Source organism: Microbacterium sp. M1A1_1b (assembly GCF_053345565.1).
The window spans coordinates 294,690-316,309 of sequence record NZ_JBKFAJ010000004.1 but is presented as its reverse complement, the minus strand read 5'-3'; the positions used below and the strand labels follow the sequence as shown (position 1 = coordinate 316,309).

Sequence of the window (21,620 nt, the reverse complement as noted above, 5' to 3'; positions counted from 1 at the left end):
GTCGGAACTCCGGGGTGGAGGGCTCATCTGACTGTCTGGCACACAACGGTGCGCAGACCAAGGTGAGATCCTACCGGACGCGACTCGCCCGGGTCAAACGCCGCCACCTGACGAGACGGGAGGCCCGGTGCCAGCTGGCACCGGGCCTCCCGTCTCGTTCCTGGTTACGCGGCGCTGGCGCGGCGACGGCGCGCGATGAGCACGCCCGTCCCGGCTGCGAGCAGCAGCAGCGCGGCGGCGATGCCGCCACCCAGCTGCGCACCCGTGAACGCCAGGTCCCCGCTCGTCACCGCACCCGTGGCCGGGTCGATCCGGATGCCCGTCCACCCGATCAGCGTGCCGTCAGCCGCCGTCACCGCCAACCGGTGCGCACCCGGCGTCGTACCGGCCGGGATCGTCACCCGCACCGTCCCGTCCGCCGCGACCGTCTCCGAGCCCAGCAGCACCGGATCCGAGAACAACCACACGTTCACCCGCTCGCCGACGTGCGACGAACCGACACCGACCGTGATGGTCTCCCCCGCACGCGCCGACACCGGAGCCGTGATCCCCCCACGCACCGCATCAGTCAACGACGAACCCGACGGCGCAACCGGCGCCGGCGTGGTCGTCCCGCCGTCGCCCGGCGTCCCGCCGTCGCCCGGCGTGCCTCCGTCGCCGGGCGTGCCTCCGTCGCCGGGCTCGGTGTCGCCGTCGGCCAGGTCGAAGCCGACCAGGATCGGGTCGTGGTCGCTCGCCCGGTACACGTCGTCGGTGTACAGGTTCGTGGCGTTGGAGTTGTAGCGGCTGTACTCCAGACCCACCGACTCGACCGAGTTGATGTTCCAGATGTCCACGCCGGTGACCGTCTCGAGTGCGGCGGGCGAGGCGAGCACGTGGTCGAGCGACCCGCTCAGGCCGCTGAACACGTAGGACCACTCCGAGGCGTCCTCCGTCGGGCCCAGGTCCGTGTACCCGGCGTCGTCGAGCACGACCATCGGGTCCTCCTTGCTGTAGGCGTTGAAGTCGCCGAGCATGAAGACCTTGTCGGTGCCGTACTGCTGCTGCATGTCGGCAGAGAAGGTCACGAGTGCCTTCGCCTGGCGCACACGGTCGGCGTTCGAGGCACCCTGGCCGTCGCCCTGGTCGGCGTTCTCGCCGGTGCCGGAGCCCTTCGACTTGAAGTGGTTCGCGATCACCAGGAACTCGTCGTCCGCGGTGCCGCCGACGGGCCGGAAGGCATCTGCGACCGGCTGGCGGGCGTTCGTGAACGCGGCGTCGAGCAGGATCGTCGACTCGCCCGTCGGTGCGACGCGGGCCTTCTTGTAGATGAGGGCGAGACGGATGACGTCCTCGCTGGCGGGCAGCGTCTTGGGGGACGGGACGTACGCCCACGTGTCACTGCCGGTCGCGGCGTTCAGCGCGCCGACCAGGGTGGCGACGGCCGCGTCGCGGTCCTGGCCGAACTCGCGGGAGTTCTCGATCTCCTCGAGTGAGACCACGTCGGCGCCCAGCCCGTTGATCGCCTTGACGATCTTGACCTGCTGGCGCTGGAAGTCCTGCTGGTCGGCGGCACCGCGGGCGTCGCAGCCCGAGTTCACCGTCACGGGGTCACCGTCGCGGTCCGTGTAGTACGAGCAGCCCGTCAGCTGGTCGCCGGTGGTCGGGAAGTAGTTCAGGACGTTGAACCCGGCCAGCTTGACGTCACCGCCGACGTCGGCCGGCTTCGTCGTGCGGACGTTCGAGAACGTCGTGGGCAGGTCGGCCTTCGGGGTCGCGCCGGTGATCGGTGCGGTCGGCTGGAACTTCCACGCGTTGTTGCGGTAGTCCAGGACGACGGGCTTCGTGAAGGACGCGGCGGCGCCGACCGTGACGGGGGCGTCGTTCGTCAGCCACGAGACCGGGATGGACTGGTTCGCCTTCGACAGGAAGTTCGTGCTGCCACCGTCGTCGAGCGTGACCTTGCGTGCGGCGTTGTCCGCGGCGACGGCGAGCGCGGCCGGGGACCCGGGACGGGCGACCTCGGTCGGCTGGATGAGCCGCTTGGTGCCGGTGGCCAGGACGATCTCGCCGTACTGGTTCGTCGTGTAGTTGTCCGCGACGGTGTAGTCGCCCTGCGGTGCGACGAGCATGCTCTCGAGCGACTCGCGCTGGGCGTCGGTCGACGGGAACGCGACCGCGGCGGGCTGCGGTGCCGGCACCGTGTCGGTCAGCATCGTCACGCCACCCGCGGCGACGGTCAGCTCGGTCAGCCCGGAGAACTCGGACACGGTCCCGGTGAGCTCGACGTGGTCGCCCGCGTGCACCGAGCCGGCCGTGGCAGCCGAGTAGACGAACACGGCGTCGCTCGCGGTGTGCGTCGCCAGGTCGACCGCGCCGCCCGTACCCGGTGTCTGCACCGTGTAGCCGTTGAAGCCGCCCGTGGCGTAGACCGCGGTGACCACGCCGGACGTGACGACGGTCTTGCCGACGTACGGCGAGGTGTCGGTCGTGCCCTGCAGCTGCGCGATGGTGACGGCCTGGGTGGGAGCGCCCGGGTCGGTCGGCGTGCCCGGGTCCGTCGGCGTGCCCGGGTCGCTCGGCGCTGCCGTCTCGCCCTTCGCGTTCTGCGGTGTGATCGTCGTGCTCAGCGAGAAGTCCGTCGCGTTGTCGTCGGTGTCCGTGGTGCCGGCAGCCCGGACCAGGGCGTCGGCCACGCTGTTCGCCGTGCCGGTCGTCGCGGCGGCGGTCTCGAACGTGTTCGACGTGCCGTAGCCCAGCACGTCGACGACGCCGGCGGTCCCCGCGGCGACGGTGCCGGCCGGGAGTGCCAGGGCGGTCGCCTGGTCGGAGAGCACGAGCGTGCCGTTCGAGCCCGACGCGTTCAGCGACGACATCGCGTCCGGCGTCGGCAGGGCCGCACCGGTCGTGCCGTTCGAACTGCCCTGCACCAGGTACGTGCCGTGCGCGGGCACCGAGCCGGTCAGCGGGACGACGGTGCTCGACGCCGCGACCGACGTGGCGGAGCGGTACTGCAGCGACCACCCGTCGACCGCGACGGCCGTGTCCGTGGGGTTCGCGATCTCGACGAACTTGTTCGTGAACGGCTGGTTCGCGCTGCCGCCCTTCAGGTACGCCTCGCTGATGACGAGACCGTTGCCCGCGGTGTTCGCGCTGGCGGTGGTGGCGGTGGCGAGTGGTGCGGCGAGGAGTGTCGCTGCGACCGTGGCGCACAGCAGGGTGCGCCGGACGTTCGTGGGCATGCTGACCTTCTGGGTCGGGGGCGGGGAACCCTCAGACCGTACAGATCTGCGGGGTCATTCAGGTTTCGGCCAGGTGAACCATTGCACCCGACGCCGCCCCGACGACCGTCACGACCGGACCGGCACCCACTCCCGCCCGACCCGGTGCACCGCGGGCCCGTGCCCCGGCAGCATGATCTCGGGGATCGGCAGCGCCCGCGCCGACTCGAGCGCGAGCGCCTGGTCGTGCGTGAAGAACGGCGTGATCATCCGCGGGCGGGGGCTCCACGACCCGGGCTGGGTGTCGTGGTGCGACACGACGGCGTCGCCGGTCACGATCGCGTCCGCGGCGGGCAGCAGGTAGGTCGTCGAGCCGTCGGTGTGCCCCGGCGCCGGGAACGGCGTGATGGCCCGGCCCTCGAAGTCGTGTCCGGTGAACGCTCGCGCAGACGGCACCGTGACCGGTCGCAGGGCGTCCGACCGCACGGCCCGCCCCAGCCAGCGCAGCACGCGGGGCGACGCGAGCCGCCCACCGATCTCGGCCGGGGTGACCTGCTGGCGCGACGGTCCGCGGACGTTGTCGAGTTCGGACGCGTGTGCCAGGACCTCGACGTGCGGGAACAGCTCGAGGATGCCCGGGATGCCGCCCACGTGGTCGACGTGCCCGTGGGTGACGTAGATGCGGCGCAGGTCGCCCAGCTCGTGTCCGGCGTAGCGCACGGTGTCGAGCACGAGTTCGGTGTCGGCGGGGTACCCGGCGTCGATCAGCGCGACACCGTCCTCTTCTGCCAGGACGACCCAGTTCGACACGGGACCCTCGACGAAGACCACTCCGGGAGCGACGGAGACGACGGACCGGGGTTCGCGGGAGCTCATCCCTCGACGGTATCCGAGCCGGAGGGCGCCGCGCTGACGGGCCCGGAACCGGCAGGCGCCGAGCCGGCAGGCTCCGAGCCGGTCGGCGTCGCTCGACGCGCACGGGTCTGGTCCGCCCGCGCCGCGAGCTCGTCGTCGGGCGGGTACCCGACCTCGGTCAGGGTCAGCCCCTTCGCCGGTGCGACCGTGAACGCGCTCGTCCGCTCCCCCGCCACGCGGAGTTCCTCGAGACGCTCGGCCCCGAAGCGCCCCTCGCCGACCGCGATGGTCGCCCCCACCATCGCGCGCACCATGGAGTGGCAGAACGCGTCGGCCTGGAGGCTCGCCACCAGCACGCCGTCCGGCTCGCGGTCCCAGCGGAACTGCTGGAGCGTCCGGATGGTCGTCGCGCCCTCACGCGGCTTGCAGAACGCCGCGAAGTCGTGCAGCCCCAGCAGCGTCAGCGCACCGCGCTCCATCGCCGCCGGGTCCAGACGCCCCGGGTACCAGAGCGTGTGCCCGCGTCGACGTGGATCGTGGGGGGCGTCGGCGTCCGCGACCCGGTACTCGTAGCGACGCCACAGCGGCGAGAACCGGGCGTCGAACCCGTCCGGTGCGACGGACGCCCCCGTGACGACGACGTCCCCGGCAGCGCCGGCCAGCCCGTTGAGCCGCTTGACCAGTCCGTCCAGCGGCGAGCGCCCTGCCCCTCGCTTCGGGGCACTGAGGGCTGCCCACTGCGATGCGTCGAGGTCCAGGTGCGCGACCTGCCCGGTGGCGTGGACTCCGGCGTCGGTCCGGCCGGCGACCGTCAGCTGCGGCGGCGCTCCCCAGCGGGTGAAGACGGTCGCGAGTGCGGCCTCGAGCACGCCCTGCACGGTGGCCAGCCCGGGCTGGCGGGCCCACCCGGAGAACGCAGCGCCGTCGTAGGCGACGTCGAGCCGCAGCCGCACGGTTCCTTCACTCACGCTGCAACGGTACCGATGTCAGCGCCGCGTCAGTGCCGCGTGAGTGCCCGGCGGCACGATCGACCTCGACATCCACGCGAACCCCCACGAAAGGACCTGCGCGATGAGCACCACACCACTCGCGGTCGAGGCGATCGGCCTCGTGAAGACCTTCGGGCAGAACCGGGCCGTGGACGGTGTCGACCTGCGGGTCGAGGCCGGCACCGTCTACGGCGTGCTCGGACCGAACGGCGCCGGCAAGACCACGACGATCAGCATGCTGGCGACGCTCCTGAAGGCGGACGGCGGCGAGGCCCGCGTGTTCGGCCACGACGTCCGGCGCGAGGCGCAGCAGGTCCGTCGGCTGATCGGCGTGACGGGGCAGTACGCCAGTGTCGACGAGACCCTGAGCGCGACCGAGAACCTGGTCGTCTTCGCGCGGCTGCTCGGGCTGAGCCGGACCGAGTCCAAGCGGAAGTCGAACGAGCTGCTCGAGCGCTTCGGTCTGACCGAGGCGGCGAACCGGCCGCTCAAGGGCTTCTCCGGCGGCATGCGTCGGCGGCTCGACCTGGCCGCGAGCCTCATCGCGCAGCCGCCCCTGATCTTCCTCGACGAACCGACCACGGGCCTGGATCCCCGCACCCGGGCGCAGATGTGGGACACCATCCGCGAGCTCGTCGCGACCGGGTCGACGGTGTTGCTCACGACGCAGTACCTCGACGAGGCCGACCAGCTCGCCGACCGCATCGCCGTGATCGACCACGGCAGGGTCGTCGCCGAGGGCACGAGCGACGAGCTCAAGGCATCGATCGGCACGGCCTCGCTGCAGCTCCGGCTGACGGACGCGCTGCGGCTCGACGCTGCGCGCACGATCGTCCGCACGGCGCTCGGCGTCGAGGCGGTCGTCAGCCCAGAGGGTTCCCGGCTGACCGCCCCGATGACCGACCCGGACCGCGTGACCGACCTGCTGGTGTCGTTCCGCGACGCCGGCATCTCCCTCGCCGAGATGAGCGTGCAGAAGCCGACGCTCGACGAGGTCTTCCTGACCATCACCGGCTCGCCGACCGCCGCCGCGGCCGACGACGCCGATCGCGAGCTCGAAGGGAGCCGCGCATGACCACCCTGACCCCCACCGCTCCGACCACGCCCCGCATCGCACCACGACCCGGCGTCGGTGGGACCGGCCTCGGCGCGACGATCCGCCAGTCCCTGACGATGGCGTACCGCGGGCTGATCAAGGTCCGTCGCACGCCCGAGCAGCTGTTCGACGTCACCCTGATGCCGATCGTCTTCACCGTGATGTTCACGTACATCTTCGGTGGCGCGATCGCCGGCAACGTGGCGGCCTACCTGCCGATCATCATCCCGGGCATCCTCGTCCAGACGAACATCACGTCGTCGATCGTCACGGGCGTGCAGCTCCGCGAGGACATGGACAAGGGCGTGTTCGACCGCTTCAAGTCGCTGCCGATCGCCCGGATCGCGCCGCTGGCCGGAGCGCTGCTGGCCGACACGGTCCGCTACGCCATCGCCACGACGATCACCTTCGTGGTCGGCATCGTGATGGGGCTCCGTCCCGCGCACGGCGTGTGGACGGTCGTCGTCGCCGGCCTGCTCGTCATCGTCGTCGCCTGGTCGATCAGCTGGATCTTCGCGTACTTCGGCGTCATCGCCCGCACGGCGTCGAGCGTCTCCGGCATCTCGAACCTGGTGCTGTTCCCGCTGACGTTCCTGTCGAACGCGTTCGTGCCGGCGGACACCCTGCCGAGCTGGCTGCGCTGGTTCTCCGAGGTGAACCCGGTCTCGCACCTGATCACCGCGGTGCGTGAGCTCGTGAACCACGGGGTCGTGGGTGGCGACCTGGTCTTCTCGCTGGTCGGCGCCGCGGTGGTCGTCGCGGTCTTCGCGCCGCTGACCGTCCGCGCCTACATGCGGAAGGCGTGACGCGCGCCCAGGTCCTCCAGCAGCACGCGAGTCCGCCCGACGGCCTCGGCCCGGTCCCACCCGGCCGAGGCCGTCTCGGCGTCCACGACGACCTGCTCCCCGGCCACGGCGACCACGAGCGGACGCAGCCGGACGTGCGCGAGCACCGCGAAGTCCTGTCGTGACCCGAACCGGCGGGCGAGCGCCCAGCACCGTGCGGCGTCTGCCGGCAGGCCGGCCCGTGCGGCCGCGACGGCCAGGCCGGCCATCGCGGTCCCGATGACGGGCAGGTCGAGCCACCGCGGATGCAGGCGCAGCATCACGAGCGTCTGCACCCGCAGGGTGCGGGCAACCGCCTGGAGGCCCGGCTCGGCTCCGCTGGGCCGGCCCGCCGCCGCCTCGTCCTCGGCCGCGATCCGCGCGGCTGCCGTCGTCAGCACCCAGTGCGGCGCGGTGTGGCGGCTCGGCAGCACGTCCTGCCAGGCTCGCGCGTACGCGGCGGCAGCGGCCTCCAGGTCCCCGGTGCTCCGCGCGCACTCCGCACGGATCGCGGTGGCCAGCACCGCGATCTGCGCCGCGTCGCCGTCCGGGCCACCGCGGTTCGCGATCGGCTGGTGCGCCAGGTCGGCCGCGATCGTCAGGGCCTGGTCGACGGCGCCGGTCGCTGCGGCGCACAGCCCGACGGTCCAGCCGATCTCGTACAGGTCGTCCTCGGCCCCGAACACCTCGAGCTGTGCGCGCGCCAGCTCGGCCACGGCGAGGGCCTCGGTGTGGCGGCCGGTCTGCGCGAGCAGCTGCGTCCGCGTCACTGCGCCCGATCCGAGTGCCCACGCGTCGTCGACCTGCCGGGCCAGGGCGATCGCCCGGTCCGAGAACGCCAGCGCTGCGGCGAACTCGCCGTCGTTCTCGGCCAGGGGTGCGCTCAGCGTGTAGGCCAGGCAGGCGACGGCCGGGTGCGGGTCGTCGCGGAAGCGTGCGAGCAGGTCGAGTCCCCGCTCGGGACGGCCGAGGGTCAGCAGCAGTGCCGCCTGGGCGTCGAGCACCGGGAACCCCGTCGATCCGCGCCGGGTGACCCTCCGCAGGGCCGAGATGGCGAGCGCCGCCGTCCGCCGGTCCCCGAACGCCGACGAGCCGCCGACCAGCACGAGCCCGAGCACGGTGGCCGGCAGGTCCGCAGGCTGGGTGTCGGCACTGCGCAGGACGGTCACGACCTCCAGCCCGAGGGCGACCACCTCGCCGTGCGCGCCGCGGAGCGTCCAGTACCCACCGAGTGCCGCGAAGACCCGGGCGACGGCGCTCGGATCACCGTCCTGCAGGCTCCAGCGCAGCAGCGTGACCAGGTTGTCGGCCTCGCGTGCGACCTCGCGGAACCACTGCCGCTGGTCCTCGCCCGTCGCGGTGAACAGGTTGCGGGCGACGGCGAACTCCTGCCCCCACCGCACCATCGCCCGACGGACGGCGTCGGCTTCGCCACGCTCGTGCAGGCGGGCGGCCCCGAACTCGCGGACCGTCTCGAGCAGGCGGTACCGGACCGGTCCGCCCTCGTGCTCGACGAGCTGCACGAGGGACTGTTCGACCAGCTCGGCCAGGTCGTCGAGCGCGTCGTGTCGGCGGCCGGCAGCGGCGACGGCCTCGACCGCGTCCACGGCGAGCCCGTCGGGGAACAGCGCCAGGCGCGGCAGCAGGTCCTGCGCTCCGTCGTCGAGCAGCCGCCAGCTCCACTCGATCACGGCCAGCAGGGTCCGGTGCCGCTCGGGTGCGCTCCGGTCCCCGCCCCGCAGCAGGGCGAACCGGTCGTCCAGCCGGCGCTCGATCTCGTCCGCGCTCATGCCGCGGATCCGAGCGGCAGCGAGCTCGATCGCGAGCGGTGACCCGTCCAGTCGTGTGCAGATGCGTCGGACGGCGTCGACGGGCAGGACGGCACCGGGCCGGGCGGCACGGGCACGCTCGGTGAACAGGCGGACCGCGGCACCGTCGGCGTCGACGGGCAGCGGGGCGAGGGGCGCGACGACCTCGCCGGCGATGGCGAGCGGTGCGCGCGACGTCGTCAGCACGCGCAGCGACGGCAGGACCGCCAAGAGCTCGGCCACGAACGCGGCGATCTCCTCGACCAGGTGCTCGCAGTTGTCCAGCACGAGCACCGTCGGCTCGTCGCCGAGTGCCCGGAGCACCCGGCCACGCAGGTCGGCGACGACGACGTCGCGCAGGGTCCTGGCGCTGCGGACCTCGGCGATCCCCAGCAGCGCACCCAGCGCGGGGACGACGTCGTCGCCCGAGGTCAGCGGTGCCAGCTCGAGCACCACGACCCCGCGGTCCTCGGGCACCGCGGCCGCGACCGCCTGCGCGAGCCGGGTCTTGCCGAGCCCACCGGCCCCCAGGACCGTCACCAGCCGTCCGTGGGACAGCAGGTCCGTGACGGCGGCGACGTCGGCCTCCCGTCCGACCAACGCGGTGGGCGACGCCCGCAGGCCGACACGACGGACCCCGCCCGCAGCCGACGCACTCCGGCGGAGCAGGTCGGCGTTCAGGCGGACCAGGTCGGCGGACGGGTCCGCGCCGAGCCCGTCGGCCAGGCGCTCGCGGTGCTCGGCGAACACGGCGAGCGCCTCGGTGGTCCGACCGGCGGCAGCGAGCGCCTGCATCGCTCCGCGCACGGCGACCTCGTCGAACGGGTCGAGGGTGGCCTCGTCACGCCAGAGTTCCGCGGCCGCACCGGCATCGCCCGCAGCAAGCAGTGCGGCGCCCAGCAGCCGGCGGAGCCCGCGACGCGCGGACGCTGCCCGGTCGGCCAGCGCCGTGCCGAGCTCACCGTCGAGGTCGGCCCCCGGGTCGCCCCGCCAGAGCGCCAGGGCACGTTCGACCGCCTGCCGGCCCTCGGCATCGCCGGCGGTGCCGAGCCGTTCCGCCTGGCCGAGGTCCACGTCGTCCGGGGCGACGGCGAGTGCGTACCCGGTGGCGGTCGACACGACCAGCCCGTCGGCGGTGCTCCGGCGCAGGCGGGACACCAGCGTCTGCAGTGCGGCCCGCGCCCCCTTCGGCGGGGTCTCGCCCCAGAGCTCGTCGATGAGCGTCTCGGTCGGCAACGCGTGGCCTCGGGCGAGCACGAGCGCCACCAGGAACGACCGGGCGAGGGCACCCGGCACCGGGGTCGGCGCGCCGCTCGGGTCCTCGACCAGGACGGGTCCGAGGACGGCGATGCGGGGGTGCTGCGGCACGGTCCGAGTCTACGGAGCCGCAGCCGCACCGCGGGCGGGTTCAGGCCGTACGGCGAGCCGAACCGAGCGGTCCGGTCTTCGTGTCGATGTCCGCCGTCGCACGGCGCTCCGACTCCACGATCCCGCGCAACGACACGAGCGCCGAGGCCGTGACGGCCACGTGGGACGGGTTCTCGCGCGACGCGTCGAGTGCCCGTTCCACCGCGGCGACCGCACGGTCCGCGGCGTCCTCCGGGCAGTCACCGCGGATCACGCAGGCGATCTCGTCGAGCGCCACGGCGAGCGGCTCGGCGAACGCCGGGTCGGGTCGTCCGATGCCCTCGGCGACCGGACCCGACCGGGCGACCAGCTCGGTGAGGTCGGTCGTGTACCAGGCGACCCGCTCCAACGCCCGGAACCGGGCGCCGTCCTGCTGCAGCCGTGCCCGCGATCCCCGCAGCGCCCCGCGCGGGTTGATCTTCCGGCTCTCGTGCGCGATGGACACCCGCGACCGCACGTCCGCGATCGCCCGGTCCAACCGGTCCTGCTGCCGGTCCCAGGCGGCGACGTCGCGCTGCCCCTCGCGCAGCACCACCGCCAGGCCGTCGAGGTGGTCGGCGAGGACCCCGTTCACCGCGTCGATCCGGTGTTCCGCGTCCCAGAAGTGCAGCGGCGGGAACACCAGGAAGTTCACCAGCAGGCCGACCACCACGCCGACGGCCATCTGCACGAGGTACCCCAGCGAGTAGCCCTCGGCGTGCGCGCCCCCGACCAGCAGGACGAACAGCGCGGCGGTCGACACCCACGAGCTGCCCTCGCCGAGCACCCGGAATCCGCCGACCAGTACGCCGATGCCGACCGCCAGCGCGACGGCCAGCACGCCCGGCTCGCCGACCCACATGGTGAGGGCCGCCACCCCGATGCCGAGCGCGATCCCCACGAGCGTCTGGATCCCGCTGCGCAGGCCGGCGAACACCGTCGTCTGCATGGCGATCACGGCGCCGAGCGGCGCGTAGTACGGGTAGTCCGAGGCGACCCCGGGCACGTGTCGGGCGACGAACCACGCCAGCGCGGCAGCGCCGGCGGCCTTGGCGGCGTGCAGCAGACGCGGCTGCGTGCCGGACGTGCGGCTCCACCGCCACACCCGCGTCCCGACGCCCGCGACGTGTTCGAATCCCATGTGTCCTCCGTGCCGTCGACCCCCACCCGGTGGGCCGACCGGTCACCCTACGGCCCGGGCACTGGGAGCGCTGCCGGGTCCGTCTCCCGTTCCCCCGGACGCCGGAAGGCCCCCACAGCGAGTGCTGCGGGGGCCTTCCGTGGTGACGCTGTGACTACTTGGCGTCGTCCGACTTCGCTGCGTCGTCCGACTTCGCGGCGTCGTCCGACTTCTCGGCGGCGTCGGCCTCGACCTCGGCTGCTGCCGCGGTCTCGGTCTCGGTCTCGACGGGTGCCGACTCCTCGGTGGTCTCGGTCGACTCGACCGGGGCCGCTTCAGGGGTCTCGTCCGCGGCGGGCGCAGCGGCGGCCGGGGCAGCCGTGCGGTTCACCGGGGCCGGCGTGCCGGACACGGGCTCGAGGACGAGCTCGATCGAGGCCAGCGGGGCGTTGTCGCCCTTGCGGAAGCCGAGCTTGGTGATGCGGGTGTAGCCACCCTGGCGCTCGGCCACCTGCGGCGCGATCTCCGTGAACAGGGTGTGCACGACGGTCTTGTCACGCAGGGCTGCGATGACGCGACGGCGGGCGTGCAGGTCGCCACGCTTCGCGAACGTGATGAGACGCTCGGCGACCGGACGCAGGCGCTTGGCCTTCGTCTCGGTGGTGGTGATGCGGCCGTGCGTGAACAGGGCGTTGGCGAGGTTGCTCAGGAGCAGGCGCTCGTGAGCGGGACCGCCACCGAGGCGGGGGCCCTTGGTGGGCTTCGGCATGTCAGTTCTCCAGTGGTGAAAGAGGGGTGCGCGCCGTGACGACGCGCGTGCGCATCAGCGCGAGGTCAGTTGCTGGACTCTTCTTCGTCGTACCCGCTGTAGAAGTGGGCGCCGTCGAATCCGGGGACGGTGTCCTTGAGGGACAGGCCGAGCTCGGTGAGCTTGTCCTTGACCTCGTCCACCGACTTCTGACCGAAGTTGCGGATGTTCATGAGCTGCGTCTCCGACAGGGCGACGAGCTCGGACACCGTGTTGATGCCCTCGCGCTTCAGGCAGTTGTAGCTGCGGACCGACAGGTCGAGGTCCTCGATCGGGGTCTGCAGCTCGTTCGAGAGCACGGCGTCGACCGGCGCGGGGCCGATCTCGATGCCCTCGGCAGCAGTGTTGAGCTCACGTGCGAGCCCGAACAGCTCGACCAGGGTCCGACCAGCCGACGCGATGGCGTCGCGCGGCGTGATCGCCGGCTTCGACTCGACGTCGACGACCAGACGGTCGAAGTCCGTGCGCTCACCGGCACGCGTCGCCTCGACGCGGTAGGTGACCTTGAGGACCGGGGAGTAGATCGAGTCGATCGGGATCTGACCGGCCTCGCTGAACTCCGAGCGGTTCTGCGTCGCCGAGACGTAGCCACGGCCACGCTCGATGGTCAGCTCGAGCTCGAAGCGCGCGGTGTCGTTCAGGGTCGCGATGACGAGGTCCGGGTTGTGGATCTCGACGCCGGCCGGAGCGGAGATGTCCGCTGCGGTGACCTGACCGGCACCCTGCTTGCGCAGGTACGCCGTGATGGGCTCGTCGTGCTCGCTGGAGACGACCAGGCTCTTGATGTTGAGGATGATCTCCGTGACGTCTTCCTTGACACCGGGAACGGTGCTGAACTCGTGGAGGACGCCGTCGATGCGGATGCTGGTGACAGCCGCGCCGGGGATCGAGGAGAGGAGCGTGCGGCGCAGCGAGTTCCCGAGGGTGTAGCCGAAGCCCGGCTCGAGCGGCTCGATGACGAAGCGCGAGCGGTGCTCGGAGATCGATTCCTCGGTGAGGGTGGGGCGCTGTGCAATGAGCACTGTGGGATTCCTTTCGGCGAAGTGTCCGCTATATGACACTTGGCGGTACGACGGGGCCGGCCGGGCCCCGACGGGTCTGTTGAGTTGTGATCACGCGTACTGAGGTACGCGATCGAACGACCAGGAATGGCCGCCTCCGCTCGTCCCCGTCATGGAACGTGTCGTCCGGTCAGGGAACGAGCGGAGAACGGCCGGCTGCTCCTCGCGTCAGACGCGGCGGCGCTTGGGCGGACGGCACCCGTTGTGCGCCTGCGGCGTGACGTCGTTGATCGAGCCGACCTCGAGGCCGGCGGCCTGCAGCGAGCGGATCGCGGTCTCACGACCGGAACCCGGGCCCTTCACGAAGACGTCGACCTTCTTGACGCCGTGCTCCTGCGCCTGACGCGCAGCGGACTCGGCGGCGAGCTGCGCCGCGAACGGCGTCGACTTGCGCGAGCCCTTGAAGCCGACGGCTCCCGAGGACGCCCAGCTGAGGACGGCACCCGACGGGTCGGTGATGCTGACGATCGTGTTGTTGAACGTGCTCTTGATGTGGGCCTGGCCCACGGCGACGTTCTTCTTCTCCTTGCGGCGCGGCTTGCGCGCGGCAGTCTTGGGGGTAGCCATGATGATCTCCTATCGGGCCTTCTTCTTGCCTGCCACGGTGCGCTTCGGTCCCTTGCGGGTACGCGCGTTGGTCTTCGTGCGCTGACCGCGCACCGGGAGACCGCGACGGTGACGAAGCCCCTCGTAGCTGCCGATCTCCACCTTGCGGCGGATGTCGGCTGCGACCTCGCGACGGAGATCACCCTCGACCTTGTAGTTGCCCTCGATGTAGTCACGAAGGGCGACCAACTGGTCGTCGGTGAGGTCCTTGACGCGGATGTCACCGGAGATACCGGTGTCCGCGAGCGTCTTGACCGCACGAGTGCGACCGACGCCGTAGATGTACGTGAGTGCGATCTCCACGCGCTTCTCGCGCGGGATGTCGACGCCTGCTAGACGTGCCATGTGCTGGCTGCTCCTGTTGTCGATGGAGGTGTGGCGCAGTACCGGTGCTCGGGCCTCCGCCCCGAGGTGTCCCCCGCGTCCGTCTCGGTGAGCCGGACGTGGGTTCTGGTACTGCGTGTTCGATGTTGAGTTGTGCTCCTGCGCAGGCCGTCCGATGGACGTTCCGCGTCAGGCGGCGATCGGGACTAGCCCTGGCGCTGCTTGTGACGCGGGTTGCTCTTGCAGATCACCATGACGCGGCCCTTGCGGCGGATGACACGGCAGTGCTCGCAGATGGGCTTGACGCTGGGGTTGACCTTCATTGCTGGTTCCTCGTGCTCGCTGGCTTCGTGCTCGGCGGGTTCGCCGAGTCGTTCCTTTCCAGCTCGCGGATCACTTGTAGCGGTAGACGATCCGGCCGCGGGTCAGGTCGTACGGGCTCAGCTCCACGATCACGCGGTCCTCGGGGAGGATGCGGATGTAGTGCTGGCGCATCTTCCCGGAGATGTGCGCGAGGACCTTGTGCCCATTGGTCAGCTCAACGCGGAACATCGCGTTGGGCAGAGCTTCGAGCACCGAGCCTTCGATCTCGATGACGCCGTCTTTCTTGGCCATAGCCTCACTGTCGCTTGATTGGATTACCGGTGTGATCCCCGAGCCGGTCTGCGGGTCGGTCGCCAGCCCCACAGGGCATGGCACACCAAAGATCGATCTTATGTGACAGCCGCCCGTTTGCCAAGTGCGCGCGCCGCGCCCCCCGAGCTGGGGTGTTCCTGAACGGGGCGCCAGCGTTCCACAGTGGTTCCACGGCGCGCTCCGGGGGACGAGCAGGGACACGGCCCTACGGTGGCAACGCAGCCTGCCGAACGGAGACCCCAGTGCCAGCCACCCGCCCCCCGCGGTCGATCGCCCGCCACGGCCGCCTGGCGCGCCGTCGCGGTTGGACGACCCTGGTGTCCGTCGTCGCCTCCGCCCTCGCCGTCGTCCTGGTGAGCGGCACGAGCGTCGCCGCCATCGCCGGCGCGCAGCTCGCCACCGCTCCGCACACCGTGCAGCTCAGCAAGGACGACCAGAGCACCGCGAAGACCGCCGACATCACCGCGATCAAGGGCGGCGCCAACATCCTGCTCATCGGCAGCGACACCCGCGTCGGCCAGTTCGACTCCGACGAGGACGTCGAGGGTGCCCGCAACGACGTCACGATCCTGGTGCACGTCTCGCAGGACCACCAGCAGCTGACCGCGGTGAGCTTCCCCCGCGACCTGATGGTGCCGATCCCCGCGTGCACCAACCCGCAGACCGGCACGACCTACCCCGCGGCGTCCTCGGCGCAGTTCAACACCGCGCTCGGCAACGGTGGGGTCTCGTGCGTCGTCGACACCGTCGAGAACCTCACCGGCCTGAGCGTGCCGTACGCCGGCCTGATCACGTTCGACGGCGTCATCGAGATGTCGAACGCGCTCGGCGGGGTCGACGTCTGCGTCGCGAAGGCCATCGACGACAGCTACACCGGCCTGCACCTGACCGCGGGGTCCCACACGCTCGCGGGCTCGGACGCGCTGGCCTTCCTGCGGACCCGGCACGGCGTCGGCGACGGCAGCGACCTGGCGCGTATCAGCTCGCAGCAGGTGTTCCTGTCGGCCCTGCTGCGCAAGGTCACGTCCGGTGACACCCTGTCCAACCCGGTGACGCTCTACAAGCTCGCCGGCGCGGCCCTGAACAACATGACGCTCTCCGACGGGCTCGCCCAGACCCGGACACTCGTCGGCCTCGCGGGTGCGCTGCGCGGGATGAGCACCTCGAACATGCTGTTCGTGCAGTACCCGGTCGTCGACGACCCCGCCGACAGTGCACGCGTCATCGTCGCGCAGGACGCGGCCCACGCGTTGAACGTGGCGCTGCAGACCGACGAGAAGACCACGTTGGGCGACTCCTCCACCGGACGCGCCTCCGAGAGCACGGGCGGCACGGACACGACCGGCGGCACCGCTGCACCGAGCGCACCGTCAGCAGGCTCGTCGGCTGCCGCCTCGTCGCCAGCTGCCGCGGCGCCCACGGCGTCGGCCACGGCACTGCCGTCGACCATCACCGGACAGAGCGCAGCCGAGCAGACCTGCTCCGTCGGCAACTGACGCCGGCGGGGCGGGGCCGCGCCGGGCCTCCAGGGCGTCGGTCCGTCACCGGCCGGACACCAGGCCCGACCTACGCGATCGGGACCGGTGTCACACCCAGCGGGGCCAGGCCCGCCGCGCCGCCGTCGGCGGCCGTGAGCACCCAGATCCCGTCCGCGTGCACCGCGACGCTGTGCTCCCAGTGCGCGGCGTCCGAACCGTCCAGCGTGCGGACGGTCCAGTCGTCGTCGTCCGTGGAGCTGTCGATCGTGCCGGCCGTGACCATCGGCTCGATGGCGACCACGAGCCCGGGCCGCACGGCCGGTCCGGCACCGCGGATGCGGTGGTTGAAGACGGGCGGGTCCTCGTGCATGGACCGGCCGATGCCGTGTCCGGTGAAGTCCTCGACGATGCCCCAGGTGCCGTTCTCGTCGATCGCGTCCTCGACCGCGTCACCGACCTCGTTGAGGTTGCGCGCGCGTGCGAGTGCCGCGATGCCGTGCCAGAGCGAGCGCTCCGTGACGTCGGCAAGCCGCTGGCGCGCAGCGGACAGGGTCGCGTCACCGCCGGGGACGACCGTGGTGAAGGCGCTGTCACCGTTCCAGCCGTCGACCTCGGCACCGGCGTCCACGGACACGATGTCGCCGGGCTGCAGCACACGGTCGCCGGGGATGCCGTGCACGATCTCGTCGTTGACCGACACGCACAGCGTGTGGCGGTAGCCCGGCACGAGCTGGAAGTTCGGGATGCCCCCGCCGTCGCGGATGGTCCGCTCGGCGATCGCGTCGAGCTCACCGGTGGTGATGCCGGGGCGGATCGCCGCGCGCACCGCGACGAGCGCTGCCTCGGTGAGCAGGCCCGGCGCCACCATCGCGCGCAGCTCGTCCGGCGTCTTGTAGATCGAGGGCTTGCGGAAGCGGACCACCGGGTCAGACGGCGGCGGTCAGACCACGCGACGACAGCGCCGACTGGATCCGGTCGCCGACCTCGTCGATGGCGCCCAGGCCGTCGACCTCGACCACGAGACCACGCTGCTGGTAGGCGTCCACGATCGGAGCGGTCTGCTCGACGTACACCTGCTGGCGACGACGGATCGTGTCCTCGTTGTCGTCGCTGCGACCCTGCTGTTCGGCACGCTTGAGCAGACGCCCGACGAGTTCGTCCTGATCGGCGACCAGGCGGATCACCGCGTCGATGCCGGTGCCCTGCTCGGACAGCAGCGCGTCGAGGTACTCGACCTGGCCGACCGTGCGGGGGTAGCCGTCGAGCAGGAAGCCGGTCTCGGCGTCGGGCTCCTGCAGCCGCGACTTCACGAGCTCGTTCGTCAGCGAGTCGGGGACGTAGTCACCTGCGTCCATGATCGCCTTGGCCTGGACCCCGAGCGGCGTGCCCTCGGTCACGTTCTTGCGGAAGATGTCCCCCGTCGAGACCGCCGGGATGCCGAAGGACTCGGCGATGCGGCCCGCCTGCGTGCCCTTCCCCGCTCCGGGAGGTCCGACGATGATGAGACGTGCGCTCAACGGAGAAGCCCTTCGTAGTGACGTTGCTGCAGCTGCGAGTCGATCTGCTTCACGGTCTCGAGACCGACACCCACGATGATCAGGATGCTCGCGCCACCGAACGGGAAGTTCTGGTTCGCCCCGAACAGCGCCAGTGCTGCCAGCGGGATGAGCGCGATGAGACCGAGGTAGAGCGCACCGGGCAACGTCACCCGGGTCAGGACGTAGTCGAGGTACTCGGCCGTCGGGCGACCGGCACGGATGCCCGGGATGAACCCGCCGTACTTCTTCATGTTGTCGGCGACCTCTTCGGGGTTGAAGGTGATCGCGACGTAGAAGTACGTGAAGCCGACGATGAGCAGGAAGTACAGGACCATGTAGAACCAGTTGTCACCCGAGGTCAGGTTGCTCTGGATCCAGGTCACCCACGCGGCCGGCGCGGAGCCGTCGGAGGGCTGGTTGAACTGCGCGACCAGGGCCGGCAGGTACAGCAGCGACGAGGCGAAGATGACGGGCACGACGCCGGCCATGTTCACCTTGATCGGGATGTAGGTGTTGTTGCCGCCGTAGGTCCGACGGCCCACCATGCGCTTGGCGTACTGCACCGGGATCCGTCGTTGCGACTGCTCGACGAACACGACGGCCATCATGATGACCAGGCCGACCAGGATGACGAACAGGAAGAGCTCGAAGGACTGCGACTGCTCGATCTGCCAGAGCGCCGAGGGGAACTGCGCTGCGATGGACGTGAAGATGAGCAGGGACATGCCGTTGCCGATGCCGCGCTCCGTGACGAGCTCGCCCATCCACATGATCAGGCCGGTACCGGCGGTCAGCGTGACGACCATCAGCATGATGGCGTACCAGCTCTGGTTCGAGATGATCGAGCCACACGAGGCGCTGGCGTTCTGCCCGAACAGCTGCCCCGAGCGGGCGACGGTGATCAGGGTCGTGGACTGCAGGACACCGAGCGCGATCGTGAGGTAGCGGGTGTACTGCGTCAGCTTGGCCTGGCCGGTCTGGCCTTCCTTGTACAGCGCGTCGAAGTGCGGGATCACCACGCGCAGCAGCTGCACGATGATCGACGACGTGATGTACGGCATGATCCCGAGCGCGAAGACGGAGAGCTTCAGCAGCGCGCCACCCGAGAACAGGTTGATCAGGTCGTACAAGCCGCCCGAGGACGAGGCACTCGCCAGGCAGGTCTGGACCGCGGTGTAGTCGACGTACGGTGCCGGGATGTAGGACCCCAGGCGGAACAACGCGATGATCGCGAGGGTGAAGCCGATCTTCTTGCGAAGGTCGGGGGTGCGCATGATGCGCGCGACCGCTCTGAACACGAGAACTCCGAACTGCTGGGGACCGGTCTTGCCGATCGTGCCGGGCGCAACCGCCCGTGGCCGGAAGCGCCGACCGCGTGGCCCGGTCCCGCTGACGCGGTGCGCGGGCCTCCATCAAGGAAACCGTAACGGCGGCCCGTGCGCAATGCACGGGCCGCCGACGGGACTACTCGGTGACGGTGCCGCCCGCAGCCACGATCTTGTCCTGGGCAGAGCCCGAGACCTTGTCGACCGTGACGGTGAGCTTCACGTTGATGTCACCCTGACCGAGAACCTTGACCTTCTCGTTCTTACGGACCGCGCCCTTGGCGACGAGGTCCGCAACGGTGACGTCGCCACCGTTCGGGTAGAGCTCCGCGATCTTGTCCAGGTTCACGACCTGGTACTCGACGCGGAACGGGTTCTTGAACCCGCGGAGCTTCGGGGTGCGCATGTGCAGCGGCATCTGCCCACCCTCGAAGCCGACGCGGACCTGGTACCGGGCCTTCGTGCCCTTGGTGCCGCGGCCCGCGGTCTTGCCCTTCGAGCCTTCACCGCGACCCACTCGGGTGCGGTCCTTCTTCGAGCCAGCGGCCGGACGAAGGTGGTGCACCTTCAGGATCTGGACGCGCTCGTTCTTCTCGTCGCTCATGCGTCGACCTCCTCGACCTTCACGAGGTGCGCCACCGTCGCGATGTACCCGCGGTTCTGGGAGTTGTCCTCGCGCAGGACCGTACGGCCGATGCGCTTGAGACCCAGGCTGCGGAGCGTGTCGCGCTGGTACTGCTTCTCGCTGATGACGGACTTCGTCTGCGTGATCTTCAGCATGGCCATCAGGCACCTGCCTTCTCGGTCGCTGCGGCACGTGCTGCCGCCTCGGCCTTCAGCAGGCGAGCCGGCACGACGTGGTCCACGTCGAGGCCACGACGTGCGGCGACGGCGCGGGGCTCCTCGAGCTGCTTGAGGGCCTCGACCGTGGCGTGCACGATGTTGATGGTGTTGGACGACCCGAGGGACTTGCTCAGGACGTCGTGGATGCCGGCGCACTCGAGCACGGCGCGGACCGGACCACCGGCGATGACACCGGTACCGGCAGCAGCCGGACGCAGCAGCACGACACCGGCAGCGGCCTCACCCTGGACGGGGTGCGGGATGGTGTTGCCGACGCGCGGGACGCGGAAGAAGTTCTTCTTCGCCTCTTCGACGCCCTTGGAGATCGCCGTGGGGACCTCCTTGGCCTTGCCGTAGCCGACGCCCACCAGACCGTTGCCGTCACCGACGACGACGAGTGCGGTGAAGCTGAAGCGACGACCACCCTTGACGACCTTGGAGACGCGGTTGATCGTGACGACGCGCTCGAGGAACTGGCTGTCGCCACCCCGCTTGTCACGGTCACGGCCCTGCTGACGGTCACGACCGCCACCACGGCGGCCACGGTTGTCAGCGGAGTCGCGGTTGTTCGACGCGGAGCCCGCGGCGGTCTCGACCGGACGCTCGGCGACGGGGGCAGCTGCCTCCGCCTTGGCGTCGGTGCCCTCGGCCTTGGGAGCCTCGTCAGTGCCGGGGGTCTCCTCGGCGCTGGCGGCCTCGGTCGCCTCGGCGCTGGTGGCCTCGGTCGTCTCAGCGCTGGCGGCCTCGGTCGTCTCGTCGACGGCCGGGGTCTCCTCGGCGTTGCTGTTGTTCGCGATGTCGCTCACAGGTTCAGCCCTCCTTCACGGGCACCATCGGCGATCGCGGCGACGCGACCGGCGTACTTGCTACCACCGCGGTCGAACACGACGGCTTCGACACCGGCGGTCTTCGCACGCTCGGCGAGGAGCTCGCCGACACGACGCGCCTTGGCGGTCTTGTCGCCGTCGAACGAACGGAGGTCGGCCTCCATCGTCGAAGCGCTCGCCAGGGTGTGACCCTTGGTGTCGTCGATGACCTGCACGAACACGTGGCGTGCCGAGCGGGTGACAGCGAGACGCGGACGTGCCTCGGTGCCGGTGATCTTCTTGCGGAGGCGGTTGTGGCGGCGGGCCTTGGCGGCCGCCTTGCTCTTGCCTCGGGTACGAGTTCCGATAGCCATGATCACTTACCTGACTTTCCGGCCTTGCGGCGCACGTTCTCGCCCGCGTAGCGGACACCCTTGCCCTTGTAGGGCTCCGGCTTCCGCAGCTTGCGGATGTTCGCGGCGACCTCGCCGACGGCCTGCTTGTCGATGCCGTTGACGGTGACCTTGTTGTTGCCCTCGACGGCGAAGCTGATGCCCGCCGGCGGCTCGACCGTGATCGAGTGGGAGTACCCGAGCGCGAACTCGAGGTTCGAGCCCTTCGCCTGGACGCGGTAACCGGTACCGACGACCTCGAGGCCCTTGGAGTAGCCCTGGGTGACGCCGATGATCTGGTTCGCGATGAGGGTCCGGGTCAGGCCGTGCAGCGAACGCGACGTGCGCTCGTCGTCCGGACGGGTGACGAGGACCTGGTTCTCCTCGACGCTGGCCTGGATGGGCTCCGCGATGACGAGCGCGAGCTCGCCCTTCGGGCCCTTGACCGCGACGTTCTGGCCGTCGACTGAGACGGTCACGCCAGCGGGGATGTCAATGGGAAGACGTCCGATTCGAGACATGTCG

22 protein-coding genes are annotated in these 21,620 nt (G+C 70.9%); 3 read left to right on the top strand and 19 right to left on the bottom strand.

The window, feature by feature from the left end:
* Window positions 1–164: 164 nt before the first annotated feature.
* The 3 genes from ACLBWP_RS12070 to ACLBWP_RS12060 form a co-directional block, all read right to left on the bottom strand.
* On the bottom strand, window positions 165–3,221 hold the full coding sequence (locus tag ACLBWP_RS12070) for an ExeM/NucH family extracellular endonuclease (protein WP_447655370.1): 3,057 nt from the start codon (window positions 3,219–3,221) through the stop codon (window positions 165–167).
* Between the two features lie 108 nt (window positions 3,222–3,329).
* Window positions 3,330–4,076, bottom strand: coding sequence for an MBL fold metallo-hydrolase (locus ACLBWP_RS12065; protein ID WP_447655369.1), 747 nt, complete (start codon window positions 4,074–4,076; stop codon window positions 3,330–3,332).
* The gene (locus ACLBWP_RS12060; protein WP_447655368.1) at window positions 4,073–5,023 is read right to left on the bottom strand and encodes a tRNA pseudouridine synthase A; all 951 of its coding nucleotides are present in this window, start codon (window positions 5,021–5,023) and stop codon (window positions 4,073–4,075) included. Before ACLBWP_RS12060 ends, ACLBWP_RS12065 begins: the two co-directional genes overlap by 4 nt.
* A gap of 103 nt (window positions 5,024–5,126) precedes the next feature.
* Between ACLBWP_RS12060 and ACLBWP_RS12055 the strand changes: the two genes are divergently transcribed.
* On the top strand, window positions 5,127–6,119 hold the full coding sequence (locus ACLBWP_RS12055) for an ATP-binding cassette domain-containing protein (protein WP_447655366.1): 993 nt from the start codon (window positions 5,127–5,129) through the stop codon (window positions 6,117–6,119).
* The gene (locus ACLBWP_RS12050; RefSeq protein ID WP_447655365.1) at window positions 6,116–6,946 is read left to right on the top strand and encodes an ABC transporter permease; all 831 of its coding nucleotides are present in this window, start codon (window positions 6,116–6,118) and stop codon (window positions 6,944–6,946) included. The genes ACLBWP_RS12055 and ACLBWP_RS12050 overlap by 4 nt, the downstream gene beginning before the upstream one ends.
* Here ACLBWP_RS12050 and ACLBWP_RS12045 read toward each other — a convergent pair.
* The 8 genes from ACLBWP_RS12045 to infA all read right to left on the bottom strand — a co-directional run bounded on the left by ACLBWP_RS12045 (window position 6,928) and on the right by infA (window position 14,692).
* Window positions 6,928–10,140: a BTAD domain-containing putative transcriptional regulator gene (locus ACLBWP_RS12045; protein WP_447655364.1), complete on the bottom strand. Its 3,213-nt coding sequence runs from the start codon at window positions 10,138–10,140 to the stop codon at window positions 6,928–6,930. The two genes, ACLBWP_RS12050 and ACLBWP_RS12045, sit on opposite strands and share 19 nt — an antisense overlap.
* Window positions 10,141–10,180: 40 nt before the next feature.
* Complete coding sequence (locus ACLBWP_RS12040) at window positions 10,181–11,299, bottom strand: FUSC family protein (protein ID WP_447655363.1); 1,119 nt, start codon at window positions 11,297–11,299, stop codon at window positions 10,181–10,183.
* A gap of 154 nt (window positions 11,300–11,453) precedes the next feature.
* Window positions 11,454–12,047, bottom strand: a complete 594-nt coding sequence (gene rplQ / locus ACLBWP_RS12035; RefSeq protein WP_447655362.1) for a 50S ribosomal protein L17 — start codon at window positions 12,045–12,047, stop codon at window positions 11,454–11,456.
* A gap of 65 nt (window positions 12,048–12,112) precedes the next feature.
* Window positions 12,113–13,108, bottom strand: coding sequence for a DNA-directed RNA polymerase subunit alpha (locus ACLBWP_RS12030; protein WP_243564026.1), 996 nt, complete (start codon window positions 13,106–13,108; stop codon window positions 12,113–12,115).
* Window positions 13,109–13,315: 207 nt separating this feature from the next.
* Window positions 13,316–13,714 (bottom strand): 30S ribosomal protein S11, encoded by a 399-nt coding sequence (rpsK, locus tag ACLBWP_RS12025; protein ID WP_017885507.1) that lies wholly within the window; start codon window positions 13,712–13,714, stop codon window positions 13,316–13,318.
* A gap of 9 nt (window positions 13,715–13,723) precedes the next feature.
* Complete coding sequence (gene rpsM, locus ACLBWP_RS12020; protein ID WP_071299484.1) at window positions 13,724–14,098, bottom strand: 30S ribosomal protein S13; 375 nt, start codon at window positions 14,096–14,098, stop codon at window positions 13,724–13,726.
* A gap of 185 nt (window positions 14,099–14,283) precedes the next feature.
* Window positions 14,284–14,400: a 50S ribosomal protein L36 gene (gene rpmJ, locus ACLBWP_RS12015; RefSeq protein WP_022903266.1), complete on the bottom strand. Its 117-nt coding sequence runs from the start codon at window positions 14,398–14,400 to the stop codon at window positions 14,284–14,286.
* 70 nt (window positions 14,401–14,470) lie between these two features.
* Window positions 14,471–14,692, bottom strand: coding sequence for a translation initiation factor IF-1 (gene infA / locus ACLBWP_RS12010; RefSeq protein WP_017885509.1), 222 nt, complete (start codon window positions 14,690–14,692; stop codon window positions 14,471–14,473).
* 263 nt (window positions 14,693–14,955) lie between these two features.
* Between infA and ACLBWP_RS12005 the strand changes: the two genes are divergently transcribed.
* Window positions 14,956–16,209, top strand: coding sequence for an LCP family protein (locus ACLBWP_RS12005; RefSeq protein ID WP_243564027.1), 1,254 nt, complete (start codon window positions 14,956–14,958; stop codon window positions 16,207–16,209).
* A gap of 70 nt (window positions 16,210–16,279) precedes the next feature.
* Here ACLBWP_RS12005 and map read toward each other — a convergent pair whose 3' ends face one another.
* The 8 genes from map to rplF form a co-directional block, all read right to left on the bottom strand.
* Window positions 16,280–17,113, bottom strand: coding sequence for a type I methionyl aminopeptidase (gene map / locus ACLBWP_RS12000; protein WP_308221912.1), 834 nt, complete (start codon window positions 17,111–17,113; stop codon window positions 16,280–16,282).
* A gap of 4 nt (window positions 17,114–17,117) precedes the next feature.
* Window positions 17,118–17,708, bottom strand: a complete 591-nt coding sequence (locus ACLBWP_RS11995; protein WP_243564028.1) for an adenylate kinase — start codon at window positions 17,706–17,708, stop codon at window positions 17,118–17,120.
* Window positions 17,705–19,027, bottom strand: coding sequence for a preprotein translocase subunit SecY (gene secY, locus ACLBWP_RS11990; RefSeq protein WP_243564029.1), 1,323 nt, complete (start codon window positions 19,025–19,027; stop codon window positions 17,705–17,707). Before secY ends, ACLBWP_RS11995 begins: the two co-directional genes overlap by 4 nt.
* A gap of 166 nt (window positions 19,028–19,193) precedes the next feature.
* The gene (gene rplO, locus ACLBWP_RS11985) at window positions 19,194–19,658 is read right to left on the bottom strand and encodes a 50S ribosomal protein L15 (protein ID WP_243564030.1); all 465 of its coding nucleotides are present in this window, start codon (window positions 19,656–19,658) and stop codon (window positions 19,194–19,196) included.
* Window positions 19,655–19,840, bottom strand: coding sequence for a 50S ribosomal protein L30 (gene rpmD, locus ACLBWP_RS11980; protein WP_082517835.1), 186 nt, complete (start codon window positions 19,838–19,840; stop codon window positions 19,655–19,657). Before rpmD ends, rplO begins: the two co-directional genes overlap by 4 nt.
* Window positions 19,840–20,694, bottom strand: a complete 855-nt coding sequence (gene rpsE / locus ACLBWP_RS11975; RefSeq protein ID WP_447655405.1) for a 30S ribosomal protein S5 — start codon at window positions 20,692–20,694, stop codon at window positions 19,840–19,842. Before rpsE ends, rpmD begins: the two co-directional genes overlap by 1 nt.
* A gap of 5 nt (window positions 20,695–20,699) precedes the next feature.
* On the bottom strand, window positions 20,700–21,077 hold the full coding sequence (gene rplR / locus ACLBWP_RS11970; protein ID WP_243564032.1) for a 50S ribosomal protein L18: 378 nt from the start codon (window positions 21,075–21,077) through the stop codon (window positions 20,700–20,702).
* Between the two features lie 2 nt (window positions 21,078–21,079).
* On the bottom strand, window positions 21,080–21,616 hold the full coding sequence (gene rplF, locus ACLBWP_RS11965) for a 50S ribosomal protein L6 (RefSeq protein WP_243564033.1): 537 nt from the start codon (window positions 21,614–21,616) through the stop codon (window positions 21,080–21,082).
* Window positions 21,617–21,620 lie beyond the last annotated feature (4 nt).